Origin of the sequence: Erythrobacter colymbi (assembly GCF_002155685.1) — a bacterium.
Lineage (GTDB): Bacteria > Pseudomonadota > Alphaproteobacteria > Sphingomonadales > Sphingomonadaceae > Erythrobacter > Erythrobacter colymbi.
This window is the reverse complement of sequence record NZ_MUYK01000001.1, coordinates 542,356-554,289: the sequence shown is the minus strand read 5'-3', so window position 1 is coordinate 554,289 and position 11,934 is coordinate 542,356. Positions and strand designations below refer to the sequence as shown.

The 11,934-nt window shown below is 67.9% G+C and carries 10 protein-coding genes; 7 read left to right on the top strand and 3 right to left on the bottom strand.

Annotation, left to right across the window (positions count from 1 at the left end):
- Positions 1 to 14 precede the first annotated feature (14 nt).
- Entirely contained in the window at positions 15 to 230 is a 216-nt protein-coding gene (locus tag BZF57_RS02495; protein ID WP_086734246.1) for a hypothetical protein, read from the bottom strand.
- A gap of 74 nt (positions 231 to 304) precedes the next feature.
- On the opposite strand from BZF57_RS02495, the gene BZF57_RS02490 reads away from it, so the two are divergent.
- The 3 genes from BZF57_RS02490 (at position 305) to BZF57_RS02480 (ending at position 5,733) form a co-directional block, all read left to right on the top strand.
- The gene (locus BZF57_RS02490; protein ID WP_086734243.1) at positions 305 to 2,155 is read left to right on the top strand and encodes a DUF885 domain-containing protein; all 1,851 of its coding nucleotides are present in this window, start codon (positions 305 to 307) and stop codon (positions 2,153 to 2,155) included.
- Positions 2,156 to 2,393: 238 nt separating this feature from the next.
- Positions 2,394 to 4,016 carry an FAD-dependent oxidoreductase gene (locus BZF57_RS02485; protein ID WP_086734241.1) on the top strand — a complete coding sequence of 541 codons (1,623 nt, stop codon included), beginning with the start codon at positions 2,394 to 2,396 and terminating at the stop codon, positions 4,014 to 4,016.
- A 109-nt stretch (positions 4,017 to 4,125) separates the two neighbouring features.
- The gene (locus BZF57_RS02480) at positions 4,126 to 5,733 is read left to right on the top strand and encodes a hypothetical protein (protein ID WP_206073180.1); all 1,608 of its coding nucleotides are present in this window, start codon (positions 4,126 to 4,128) and stop codon (positions 5,731 to 5,733) included.
- 27 nt (positions 5,734 to 5,760) lie between these two features.
- Here the strand turns inward: BZF57_RS02480 and BZF57_RS02475 are convergent, their stop codons facing one another.
- Both BZF57_RS02475 and BZF57_RS02470 read right to left on the bottom strand, forming a co-directional pair.
- A complete protein-coding gene (locus BZF57_RS02475) occupies positions 5,761 to 6,084 on the bottom strand; it encodes a hypothetical protein (RefSeq protein ID WP_086734239.1) in 324 nt (107 codons plus the stop codon).
- A gap of 122 nt (positions 6,085 to 6,206) precedes the next feature.
- The gene (locus tag BZF57_RS02470; RefSeq protein ID WP_086734236.1) at positions 6,207 to 7,820 is read right to left on the bottom strand and encodes a phosphoenolpyruvate carboxykinase; all 1,614 of its coding nucleotides are present in this window, start codon (positions 7,818 to 7,820) and stop codon (positions 6,207 to 6,209) included.
- Positions 7,821 to 8,141: 321 nt separating this feature from the next.
- Between BZF57_RS02470 and BZF57_RS02465 the strand changes: the two genes are divergently transcribed.
- The 4 genes from BZF57_RS02465 to rapZ are packed head-to-tail and all read left to right on the top strand — an operon-like array spanning position 8,142 to position 11,875.
- Positions 8,142 to 8,924 (top strand): response regulator transcription factor, encoded by a 783-nt coding sequence (locus tag BZF57_RS02465; RefSeq protein WP_086734620.1) that lies wholly within the window; start codon positions 8,142 to 8,144, stop codon positions 8,922 to 8,924.
- Positions 8,917 to 10,482, top strand: a complete 1,566-nt coding sequence (locus BZF57_RS02460; protein WP_086734234.1) for a sensor histidine kinase — start codon at positions 8,917 to 8,919, stop codon at positions 10,480 to 10,482. The genes BZF57_RS02465 and BZF57_RS02460 overlap by 8 nt, the downstream gene beginning before the upstream one ends.
- A complete protein-coding gene (locus BZF57_RS02455; protein WP_086734232.1) occupies positions 10,479 to 10,955 on the top strand; it encodes an HPr kinase/phosphorylase in 477 nt (158 codons plus the stop codon). Before BZF57_RS02460 ends, BZF57_RS02455 begins: the two co-directional genes overlap by 4 nt.
- On the top strand, positions 10,952 to 11,875 hold the full coding sequence (gene rapZ / locus BZF57_RS02450) for an RNase adapter RapZ (protein ID WP_086734230.1): 924 nt from the start codon (positions 10,952 to 10,954) through the stop codon (positions 11,873 to 11,875). The genes BZF57_RS02455 and rapZ overlap by 4 nt, the downstream gene beginning before the upstream one ends.
- The last annotated feature ends 59 nt before the right edge of the window (positions 11,876 to 11,934 follow it).

Genomic DNA, 11,934 nt, shown 5'->3' with positions numbered 1-11,934 from the left:
GGGAGGCTTACCCCCTAGTTTCCCCCGGCGGCTTTTCCGATCTGGTCGACCGGCGTCTCGCCGGTGTCGGTCGGCACGGTCCAGATCAGCACGTTGACGATCGCGATCACCGCCAGCAGCACCATCAGCGCGGGGTTCTTCGCGTCGCCCGTGCGGCGCCACAGGGCAAAGGCCCCCGCGACCAGCGCGAAGGCGGCGAGCATGACGATGGCGAGCACGATACTGGTCATGCGCGCGCCCTTAGCGCGGGCGGGCCTGCCGGTGCAATTGACTTGCGCGCGGCGGCTCGCCACACCCTGCCGCCATGAGAGAGAGCACCACCACGATCACCCGCCGCGCCGCCCTTGCAGGGCTTGCCGGCACCTCGACACTCGCCCTGCTGCCGGGCTGCGCCGCGAACCCCGCGACGCCGGCCAGCGCCTCGGGCTCCATCGCGGGCCTTGACCCCGATGCCGCGCTCGAGAACATCGCTTACCGCATGCTCGCGCACGAGCCGGGCCGCGCCACCGGTCTCGGGGTCGACACGGGCGAATATGCGGCGTGGCGATCGACCTTCGGCACCGGCGGGGCCGAGGGCCGCGCGGCCTATGCCGCCACCCTCAAGGAGCTCGTCGCCGAAGTGCGCGCCTATCCCAAGGCAGGCCTCACCAGCGACCAGCAGATCGGCTTCGAGGTGGTCGAGACCGCCTTCTCCAGCGCGCTCGAAGGCATGGCCAAGCCCTATGGCGATGTCGCCGTGGGCAGCTGGCGCAATGCGCCCTATGTCGTGATCCAGAACGTCGGCGGCTATATCGATCTGCCCCGCCACTTCGGCTCCTCGCAGCCGCTGTCCAAGCCCGAGGATCTCGGCCCCTACATGAGCCGCCTTGCGGAAGTCCCGGCGCTGCTCGATGGCGAGCTTGACCGGATCAAAGACGCGCGCGGCCAGGGCGTGATCCCGCCCGCCTTCCTGCTCGACAAGGCGATCCGGCAGATGGAGGCGAGCATCAAGGGCGCAAGCGAGAGCTACGCCGGGCCGCTCACCGCCAGCGGCATCGCCGGTGCGGACACCGCCGCCGCGCAGGCCGAGCGGATCACCGCCAGCGGTATCGTCCCCGCATTGGAGCGCCAGCTGGCCGAATTGAAGGTCCAGCGCGCCGCCGCCAAGGACTTCGCCGGCATGTGGGCCCAGCCCGATGGCGAGTCCTATTACGACTGGGCGATCCGCGCCTCGACCACCACGAAGATGACGCCCGACGAGATCCACCAGCAGGGCCTCGACGAGCTGAAGACGCTCCACGGGCGGATGGACCCGATCCTGCGCGAGATCGGCTACACCCAAGGCAGCGTGGGCGAGCGGATGCGCGCGCTCAGCGCCGATCCGCGCTACCACTTCGCCGAGGGCGACGCGGGCCGCGCGGAGATCTTCGACTTCATCAACGACCGTCTCAAGTGGATCCGCGGGCAGATGCCGCGCGCCTTCAACCAGCTGGTCAATCCCAACATGGAAGTGCGCCGCCTGCCGCTCGCCGAGGAGCCCGGCGCGCCGGGGGCCTATGGCGGGGCGGGCAGCAAGGACGGCACCATCCCGGGCCGCTTCTGGATCAACCTCAGAACCACCGATCTCCACCGCAAGTACGACCTTGCCGACCTCACCTTCCACGAGAGCATCCCCGGCCACGTGTGGGAAGGCGAATTCTCGAACCGCCTGCCGCTGATCCGCTCGATCCTCGCCTTCAACGCCTTCTCCGAAGGCTGGGCGCTCTATGCCGAGCAGCTCGCCGACGAGCTGGGCGCCTATGACGAGTTCAAGGTGGGCCGCCTCGGCTATCTGCAATCGCTCGCCTTCCGCGCCTGCCGTCTGGTGGTCGACACCGGCATGCACTCCAAGCGCTGGACGCGCGAGCAGGGCCGCCAGTTCTTCGTCGAGGAGAACGGATCGAAGGTCGAGGAGGTCGCCTCCGAGGTCGATCGCTATTGCAGCTGGCCGGGCCAGGCCTGCGGCTACAAGATCGGCCACAGCGAGATCGTCAAGAACCGCGCCCGCGCGCAGGCGGAGCTCGGCGGCAAGTATGACCTCAAGGCGTTCAACACCGCCGTGGTGCTGGGGGGCAATGCGCCGCTCTCGGTGATGGCGAACACGGTGAGCCGCTATATCGCGGGGGCAAAGGGGTGAACATATCCCCCCTCCTCTTCAGAGGAGGGGGTTGGGGGTGATGGCGAGCGAAGCGAGCACCTTCGACACCACCCCGCTGCGACTAGGCAGCAAGCTGCCAAGTCTCGCGGCCCTCCTCTCAAGAGGAGGGCGGTCAACGCCAACCTCGACCACAACACAGCAATTCCCGCACATCGCCCCGCTTCCCAAACCGCTAACCTGTCCCCATCTTGCAATCCGCGCATGACAGGAGGGCGGCATGGAAACACTCGGACAAGACCTGGAGACCATGCGCCGCGTGCCGCTCGCGGCCGAGCATGTCGATGCGATCTGCGCGATCGGGGGCGAGAAGCTCTATCCTGCCGGCACCATCGTGATGGACATCGGCGAGCCGATGGACCGCTTCGTCTATGTGCTCGAAGGCGAGATCGAGGTCGTCAATCCCTATACCGGCGAGCGGATGTTCGAATCCGGCCTCGGCCCGACGCAGTTTCTCGGCGAGATCGGGTTCCTGAGCGGATCGACCAACTACCTCAAGATGCGCGCGGCGGTGGACACCCGCGTGATCGAGGCCCCGCGCCGCGGCGTGCTGGAGTTGATGAGCCGCATCCCCGAGCTGTCCGACCACCTCATCACCGTCTTCGCCGCGCGGCGGCGCAAGCAGTTCGAGCTCGGCAATGCGGCGGTCAAGGTGGTCGGCGCCGACCGCGATGCGGCGGTGCAGGCGGTCGAGCGCTTCCTCTCGAGGAACCGCATCCCTTTCAAGAGCTACGATCTCGATGCCAAGGACGAGCAGAGCGTGCAGGTGTGCACCCTGATCGGCCACGAGCCGGCCGTGCTGCTCGGCAACGGCACGCGGCTGGAGGACCCTACCCCGCGCAAGGTCGCGCAATATCTCGGGCTCGATCTCGATATCTGCTCGCGCCGCACCTACGACCTCGTGATCGTCGGCGGCGGCCCGGCAGGGGTGGCGGCGGCGGTCTATGCGGGCTCGGAGGGGATCGAGGCGCTGGTGGTCGAGGACACGGCGGTCGGCGGGCAGGCGGGCACGTCCAGCCGGATCGAGAATTACATGGGCTTTCCCACCGGCATCAGCGGCACCGACCTCACCTGGCGCGGACAGGTGCAGGCGATGAAGTTCGGCACCCGCTTCGTCATGCCGCGCCGGGTCGAGGCGCTGTCGAAGCGCGATGACGGTTCCTATTGCGTGACGCTGGATGACGGCGACGAGCTGTGCGCCCGCGCGCTGCTGGTGGCGACCGGGGTGCAGTACCGCCGCCTGCCGCTCGCCAATCTGGAGGAGCTGGAGGGCGCGGGAATCTTCTACTCCGCGACCGAGATGGAAGCGCGCTTCTGCGCAAAGACCGAGGCGGTGGTGATCGGCGGGGGCAATTCGGCCGGGCAAGCGGCGATGTATCTCAGCCGCGCCGCGTCGCACGTGCACCTCGTGGTGCGATCGGGCAGCCTTGCGGCCTCGATGTCCAGCTACCTCTCCCAGCGTTTGGAGGCCGATCCGCGCGTCACCATCCACTATCACTCCGAAGTCACCGCGCTCCACGGCGATGACTGGCTCGAGGGCCTGACGCTCAAGACGAAGGACTCGGAGCGCCGGATCGACACCCGCGCGCTGTTCATCATGATCGGCGCGGCGCCCAACACCGACTGGCTTTCGGGCCTCGCCGCAACCGACGACAAGGGCTTCGTCCTCACCGGCGCAGCGGCAGGACAGGGCGACGACTACGCCACCACCGCCCCCGGCATCTTCGCCGTGGGCGACGTGCGCGCCGGATCGGTCAAGCGCGTCGCGAGCGCGGTGGGCGAGGGATCGGTCGTGGTCAGCCGCATCTGGCAATATCTCGAAGACACCCGTCCGCAGGGCTAGGCGCCGCGCGCGCATTTCGTCGCAACCCTCTGGCATTGCGCGATAAAGCCGATATGCTTGGCGTCATCGTCCGGCCGTCGCAGGGCCGCGCGATCAGGGGACGCATACCATGATTTCCGCGCTTATCCGCAGCCTCGCCGCCGCCCTCGCGCTGCTCGCCGCAGCGCCCGCATGGGCCGAGTGGTACGAGGCATCGAGCGACCACTTCGTCATCTACGCCGATGACAAGGAAGCCGACATCCGCAAGTTCGCCGAGAACCTCGAACGCTATCACGGCGCGATGGCGTTCCTCACGGGGCGCGATCTGGAGAAGCCCAGCCCCTCCAACCGCGTGACGATCTTCGTTGTCGGCGGGCAGGGCGACATGCGCAAACTCGTCGGCGGCAACCGCTATGTCGGCGGGTTCTACATCCCGCGCGCCGGCGGCAGCCGCGCCTTCGTTCAGGACATCCGCAACACCAAGGGCTACCCCGATTTCTCGACCATCGTGCTGCTGCACGAATATGCCCACCACTTCCTGATCGGCTCCTCGCGCTTCCCCAAGCCGCGCTGGCTGAGCGAGGGGGCGGCGGAATTCTTCGCGGCAACGACCTTCAAGGATGATGGCGGCCTGCTGATCGGCCGCCCCGCCCTGCACCGCGGGGCCGAGCTGGTCTATGCCGACCCGGTCCACGTGCGCGAGCTGCTCGATCCGGCGCTCTACGAGAAGCAGAAGGGCAAGGGCTACGACGCCTTCTACGGCAAGAGCTGGCTGCTCTATCACTACCTCTCCTTCTCGAAGGAGCGCGGCAGGCAGCTGGCGCAGTACCAGATAAACCTGTTCAACGGCATGGGACCGCTGGAGGCGGGCGAGGCGGCTTTCGGCGACCTCGACCAGCTGGAGCGAGAGCTCAAGAACTACATGACCGGGCGGGGCATGATGACCTACGTGCTGACCCCGCAGCAGATCGGACCGATCAGCCCCGTCGCCCTGCGCAAGCTGCCTGCGGGCGAGGCGGCGATGATGCCGGTCGTGATCCGCTCGCAACGCGGGGTGGACGACAAGGAGGCGGCCGCGCTCCTGACCGAGGCGCGCGCCATCGCCGCGAGGTATCCCGACGACCCCGGCGCGCTCGCCGCGCTGGCCGAGGCCGAGTATGACGCGGGCAATGACGCCGAGGCCATCGCCGCCGCCGACAAGGCGATCGCGCGCGATCCGAGGCGCGTGAACGCCTATGTCCAGAAGGGCTACGCCCTGTTCCGGCAGGCGGGCGAGGCCGAGGATCCGAAAGTCGCCTACGACGCGGCGATGAAGCCTTTCGAGGCGCTCAACGCCTTCGAGAACGACCACCCCCTGCCGCTGATCTACTACTACCGCAGCCAGGTCGAGCGCGGGCTCAAGCCCAACGAGAACGCGCGGGCGGCGCTGGAGAAGGCGGCGACGCTCGCGCCCTTCGATCAGGGTCTGCAGATCAATGCCGGGATGATGCTGATCGGCGAAGGCAAGCACGCGATCGCGCGCGATTTTCTTGCACCGCTGGCAGCCAGTCCGCACGGCGGCGGGGCGGCGGAGCGGGCCAAGCTGCTGATGAAGCTGATCGCAGCGGCCAAGGAAGGCGAAAGCCTCGATCTGGCCGAGGCGGTGCGGGGTGCGGATGCAGCCGCGGATGCCGCGCCCGAAGACGGCGCCGAGGGCGAAGGCGATGGCGGTGGCGGCGGCGAAGGGGACGCAAGCTAGGCTGCGCCCCCTTCGCCAGCGGGCCGTTCAGCTCTTGCCGAACAGGCCCTTGGCCATGTCCATCACGTCGTCGACCGGATTGCCGTCGCCGTCCTTGTCGAGCATCGAGGCGAAGTGGGTCAGCGAGCCCTCGCCGCCGATGGCGCTGACGACCTGGTTGAGGATGTCGGGCGAAAGGCCGGTCTTCTCCGCTGCCAGCTGCACCGTGTCGCCATCGAGCTGATGGGTCTTGCCGAGCGCCGCGATCGCGGTTTCGACCATGCTCGGGTCGATCCCGATCTGCTTGGCGAGGTTCGCCACATCATCCGGCGCGCCGCCGATGTTCTTCAGAATGCCGTCGAGAATGCTCATGCTGGTCCCTCCTTCGAGTCGTCTCGAAAGGGAGTGTGGCCCAGCGATGCGTCATTTCAAAGGAAAAGGCCCCGCACCGGTCTTGCGCCGGGCGGGACCCCTCTCCCTAACTCGTGATGTGATCAGGCCGCGACGGGCGCGGGTGCCGCCTGACGCACGCCTTCGTCGACATGGGCTTCGAACTGGGCGAAGTTGTCGATGAACAGCTGCACCAGCTTCTTGGCGGTCGCGTCGTATTCGTCCTTGTCGGCCCAGGTCCTGCGCGGATCGAGGATCGTCTGGTCGATCCCGGCCTCGGCCAGCACCGGCACGTGAACCGGAACCTCGAAGCCGAAGTTCGGATCGCGGCGGAATTCGACATCGTCCATCTTGCCGTCGAGCACCGCGTTCAGCAGCGCGCGGGTCGCCTTGATCGGCATGCGGCTTCCGGTGCCGTACTTGCCGCCGGTCCAGCCGGTGTTGACCAGCCAGCAATCCACCCCGCCCTTGGCGATCCGCTCCTTGAGGAGGTTGCCGTAGACCGAGGGGTGACGCGGCATGAAGGCGGCGCCGAAGCAGGTCGAGAAGGTCGCTTCCGGCTCGGTCACGCCGATCTCGGTGCCGGCCACCTTGGCGGTGTAGCCCGAGAGGAAGTAGTACATCGCCTGATCCGCGGTCAGCCGCGCGATCGGGGGCAGCACGCCGAAGGCATCGGCGGTGAGCATGATGACGTTCGACGGCGCCGGGCCGAGGTTCTTTTCCGAAGTGTTCGGGATGAACTCGATCGGATAGGCGCCGCGGGTGTTCTCGGTCTTGCTGCCGTCGGTGAAGTCGAGCTCGCGCGTGGCTTCGTCCATCGTCACGTTCTCGAGGATCGTCCCGAACATCTGCGTGGTCGCGTAGATCTCGGGCTCGCCCTCGGCCGAGAGGTTGATCATCTTGGCGTAGCAGCCGCCTTCGAAGTTGAAGACCGCCGTGTCCGACCAGCCGTGCTCGTCATCGCCGATCAGGGTGCGGCTGGCATCGGCGGAAAGCGTGGTCTTGCCGGTGCCCGACAGGCCGAAGAAGATCGCGCTCTTGCCGTCCGCGCCGATATTGGCCGAGCAGTGCATCGGCATCACGCCCTGCGCGGGGAGGAGGTAGTTGAGAAGGCCGAACACGCCCTTCTTCATCTCGCCCGAATATTCGGTGTTGCCGATCAGGATCAGCTTCTCGGTGAAGCTCACCGCGATCACCGTATCGCTGCGGCAGCCGTGACGCTGGGGATCGGCCTTGAAGCTCGGCAGGTTGATGATGGTGTATTCGGGAACGAAGTCCGCCAGTTCCTCGGCGGTGGGGCGCACCAGCAGGGTGCGGATGAACAGGTTGTGCCACGCCAGCTGGTTGATGACGCGCACGTTCACGCGATATTCCGGCTGCGAGCCGCCGAACAGGTCCGCGACGTAGAGTTCATCCTGACCTTCGAGATGCGCGAGGAAGTCGGCCTTCAGCGCGGCGAAATGCGCTTCGCTCATCGGCTGGTTGATCGTGCCCCAGTTGATCGTGTTCTCGGTTTCGGCATCGCGGACGACATACTTGTCCTTGACGCTGCGCCCGGTGAAGCGGCCGGTATCGACCAGCAGCGCGCCGTGCTTGGTCAGCTTGCCCTCGCCCTTCTTGAGCGCATGCTCGACCAGCGCCGAGGTCCCGAGGTTGGGATGGATCGTGGCGGCGGTCTTGAGGTTCTGGGCAGCCAGCGGGGTTGCGAGCGGGGTCAACGTATGTCTCCTGGGCGAGGCAGCGTGGATAATGTGCGCGAGGGGTCGGTCAGCCGATTCCAGCGAATCCCGCCCGCCCTTCGTCACACCCCGTAGCACTTGCGCATACGTATGCAACCTCAGGCGGACTTCGTTGTCCCAAACTGTCCGATCCCTTGGTGGCGGCATTAAATTGCGATGACATTTGCGTCAAAGGGGCTGCGGCATAGCAAATTTGGGGAGCGGCCAACCGCAGCTTTGCGCGCGGCTTGCAGCGGCGATTGCGGCGCGTCGCCGTTGGCGCTACCCAAGGGCCATGAAAGCGCGGCCGAAAACCGGATGATGGCGATGGACGGGAACACCGCCGATGCTGCCGCCCTGCCGCCCGAACAGGCGGGGGGCGAGGCGCGCAAGCTCCAGATCGCGCTGGTCGATGATGATCGCAACATCCTCACCACGGTCTCGATCGCGCTCCAGGCCGAAGGCTTTGCCACGCGGCTCTATTCCGATGGCGAGACCGCGCTGAAGGCGCTGCTCGACAACCCGCCCGACCTTGCCGTCTTCGACATCAAGATGCCCAAGATGGACGGGATGGAGCTGCTGCGCCGTCTGCGCCAGAACTCCGCGCTGCCGGTGATCTTCCTCACCAGCAAGGATGACGAGAGCGACGAGGAGGCGGGCCTCGAACTGGGGGCGGACGATTACATCGCCAAGCCCTTCTCGCTGCGCCTGCTGATCGCCCGCATCCGCGCGATCCTGCGCCGGGCCGAGCCGGTCGGGACCACGGGCAGCGCGCCGGCCTCGCCCGCCGAACCGCAGCCCGCCAGCCTCACCCGCGGGCGGCTGTTCATGGATCCCGCGCGGCACCAAGTGACCTGGCAGGGCGAAGCGGTGAGCCTCACCGTCACCGAATTCCTGATCCTCGAAGCGCTCGCCATCCGGCCGGGCGTGATCAAGAGCCGCAACCAGCTGATGGACGCGGCCTACCCCGACGATGTCTTCGTCGATGATCGCACGGTCGACAGCCACATCAAGCGGATGCGGCGCAAGTTCAAGGTGGTCGATCCCGCCTTCGACGCGATCGATACGCTCTATGGCGCGGGCTACAGCTTCACCGATGGCTGAGAGCAAGCGCGCCGGGAGCGGCGAGCAGCTGAGCGCGACGGGCCGTTTCGCACTGACGGGGCGCATCCTCGCGGTCAACATCCTGCCGCTGCTGATCCTCGGCAGCGGGCTGTTCTACCTCGACAGCTACCGCACCCAGCTGATCAACGAACGCTTCAAGCTCGCCCGGATCGAGGCGCAGATCACCGCCGAGGCGCTCGCGGGGGCGAGCCGCCAGCGGCAGGAGGCGCTGCTGGTGCAGATCGGGAAGGAGCAGCGGATGCGGCTGCGCACCTTCGATGCCAAGGGCAGGCTCGTCGCCGACAGCTTTGCCCTCGCCGACCCTGCCTTCCGCTTCAACGACATCTCTGACGACAACTGGGAGCAGCGCTTTTCGGTCTGGCTCGACCGCACGGTCGATACCATTGTCAGCGCCGAACCGGTGCAGGACTATGTCGAGCCCGAAGCCCAGGACGCCGACGCCTGGCCTGAACTGGCCCGCGCGCGCGAGCTCGGCCTATCGCAGGTGCGGCTCTATGACTGGCAGGACGGCACCCCCGTCATCACCGCCGCCGTGCCCGTGGGCCTGCAGGGCGCGACGCTGCTGACCGTGCGCAACGCGGTCGACATCACCGAAAGCGTGCGCACCGCGCGCTCGGCGCTGTTTCTCGCGATGCTGGTGGTGATGGCGGCATCGGCGGCGCTCTCGCTGTTCCTCGCGCGCACCATCGTCACCCCGTTGCGCCTGCTCGCCCGCGCCGCCGTGCGCGTGAAGCAGGGGCGCGATCGCGAGGTCGAGGTCCCGCGCCTGCCCCAGCGCAGCGACGAGATCGGCCTGCTCGCCCGCGCGGTCTCGGACATGACGGGCGCGCTGCGGCAGCGGATCGACGCGGTCGACAGCTTCGCGGCCGATGTCGCGCACGAGATCAAGAACCCGCTCGCCTCCTTGCGCAATGCGGTCGATACCCTGCCGCGCGTCGACGATCCCGAACTGCGCCAGCAGCTGATCGCCATCGCTGCGCATGACGTGCGCCGGATCGACCGGCTCGTCACCGAGATCGCCGCCGCGAGCCGCGTCGACGCGGAAATCAGCCGCGCGACGCTCGAACGGGTCGATCTGGCCGAACTGTTCGCCAACCTCATCCGCAGCCGCGAGGACCGCGGGCTCAACAACGGGCGGAACATCACGCTCGACCTGAGCACCGCCAGAGGCCCGCTCAAGGTGCTGGGCGTGCCGACCCAGCTCGAACGCGTGGCCGAAAACCTGCTCGACAATGCCGTCTCCTTCTCGCCCCCTGAAGGCGAGGTGCGCGTCGCGATCCGCCAGAGCGGGCGGCAGATCGTCACCGAGGTCTGCGACCGGGGTCCCGGCATCGCCCCCGATGCGCGCGAGGCGGTGTTCCGGCGCTTCCATTCGGACCGCCCGGACGAGGAGAGCTTCGGCAACCACTCCGGCCTCGGCCTCGCCATCGGCCGCGCGATTGCCGAGGCGCATGACGGGACGCTCGTCGCCGACGCCCGCCCCGACGGGGAAGGTGGCGCGTGCCTGCGCCTGACCCTCCCCGCCGCCGCCGCATGACCGCGCTGGTGCTCCAGGCGAGCGCGGTCGTCATCGCGGGCCGCGCGCTGCTGATCGAGGGGCCGCCGGGGAGCGGCAAATCGAGCCTCGCGCTCGCCCTGATTGACCGCGGGGCCGGGCTGATCGGAGATGATGCGGTGACGCTGACCGCCAAGTCCGGCCGCCTGATCGCCGCGCCCCCGCCCAATATCGCCGGGCTGCTGGAGGTGCGCGGGGTGGGCCTTGCCTCGCTCCCCGTCGCCCCGCCCGCCCCGGTGGCGCTGATCCTGACCCTCGGCGGCCCGCTGCCGGAACGCCTGCCGGAGACGCCCCTTCCCACCTGCTCCATCGCGGGCGTCGCCGTGCCGGTGCTGGCCTTCGATCCCGGCACCATCGCCCCCGCCCCCCGCGCCGAACGGGCGCTGGCCATGCACGGCCACGTGTTCGATCCGTCTTCCCTTTGCCCCGGCGTAGCGCCACATAGAGGCCCATGAGCGATCCCGCTGTCTCTTCCCCACCCTGCGACCAGCGCCAGCTGCTGCTGGTCACGGGCCTTGCGGGCGCGGGCAAATCGACCGCGCTCGACGTGCTCGAGGATCTCGGCTGGGAGACCATCGACAACTTCCCCGTCCGGATGCTCAAGCGGCTCGTCACCATGCCCGACGAGACCCGCGGGCCGCTCGCGATCGGCTTCGATTCGCGCACCCGAGGCTTCGTGCCGGCCGACATCATCGCGCTGGTGAAGGACCTGTCGCAGCGCCCCGACCTCGCGCTCACCTCGCTGTTCCTCGACTGCGCCGGGGGCGAGCTCGAACGCCGCTTCAACGAGACCCGCCGCCGCCATCCGATGGCTGACGGGCGCCCCGTGCAGGAAGGCATCGCCGCCGAGCGCGAGCTGCTCGAACCGCTGCGCCGCTGGGCCGAGGTGATGATCGACACCACGGTGATGAACAGCAACGACCTGCAGGCGCGCGTCCGCGAGCTGTTCGCCCCGCCCGAGGCCGGAGCCGCGCTCACCCTCACCATCTCGAGCTTCGGCTTTGCGCGCGGGATGCCGCCGCTCGCCGATCTCGTGTTCGACATGCGCTTTCTCGACAATCCGCACTGGGTGCCGGGTCTCAAGGAGCAGACCGGGCAGGATTCCCCCGTCGGCGAGCACATCGCGAAGGACCCTGCGTTCGGGGAGGCCTTCGCCCGCATCCGCGACCTCCTCCTGCTACTGCTTCCGCGCTATGCGGCGCAGGGCAAGCCCTATGTCCATGTCGCCTTCGGCTGTACCGGCGGGAGACATCGCTCGGTCTACACCGCCGAAAGCATGGCTGATGCCTTGCGCGCTGAAGGTTTTTCGCCCACTGTCCGCCACCGCAACCTGGGCTCGCGCGCGGCTGACGCCATCGAAGGCGACCGCCGGTAGGCAAAGCCCATGAAAATCACGCCGCAGTGCAACACACATTGTCGGTTAAGGTAGAAACG

Excerpts from the sequence above, each read along its gene's own strand:
- BZF57_RS02495 (WP_086734246.1), bottom strand. The coding sequence starts at position 230 with ATGACCAGTATCGTGCTCGCCATCGTCATGCTCGCCGCCTTCGCGCTG.
- rapZ (WP_086734230.1), top strand. The coding sequence starts at position 10,952 with ATGAGCGATCCCGCTGTCTCTTCCCCACCCTGCGACCAGCGCCAGCTG.
- BZF57_RS02460 (WP_086734234.1), top strand. The coding sequence starts at position 8,917 with ATGGCTGAGAGCAAGCGCGCCGGGAGCGGCGAGCAGCTGAGCGCGACG.
- BZF57_RS02455 (WP_086734232.1), top strand. The coding sequence starts at position 10,479 with ATGACCGCGCTGGTGCTCCAGGCGAGCGCGGTCGTCATCGCGGGCCGC.
- BZF57_RS02475 (WP_086734239.1), bottom strand. The coding sequence starts at position 6,084 with ATGAGCATTCTCGACGGCATTCTGAAGAACATCGGCGGCGCGCCGGAT.
- BZF57_RS02490 (WP_086734243.1), top strand. The coding sequence starts at position 305 with ATGAGAGAGAGCACCACCACGATCACCCGCCGCGCCGCCCTTGCAGGG.
- BZF57_RS02465 (WP_086734620.1), top strand. The coding sequence starts at position 8,142 with ATGGCGATGGACGGGAACACCGCCGATGCTGCCGCCCTGCCGCCCGAA.
- BZF57_RS02480 (WP_206073180.1), top strand. The coding sequence starts at position 4,126 with ATGATTTCCGCGCTTATCCGCAGCCTCGCCGCCGCCCTCGCGCTGCTC.
- BZF57_RS02485 (WP_086734241.1), top strand. The coding sequence starts at position 2,394 with ATGGAAACACTCGGACAAGACCTGGAGACCATGCGCCGCGTGCCGCTC.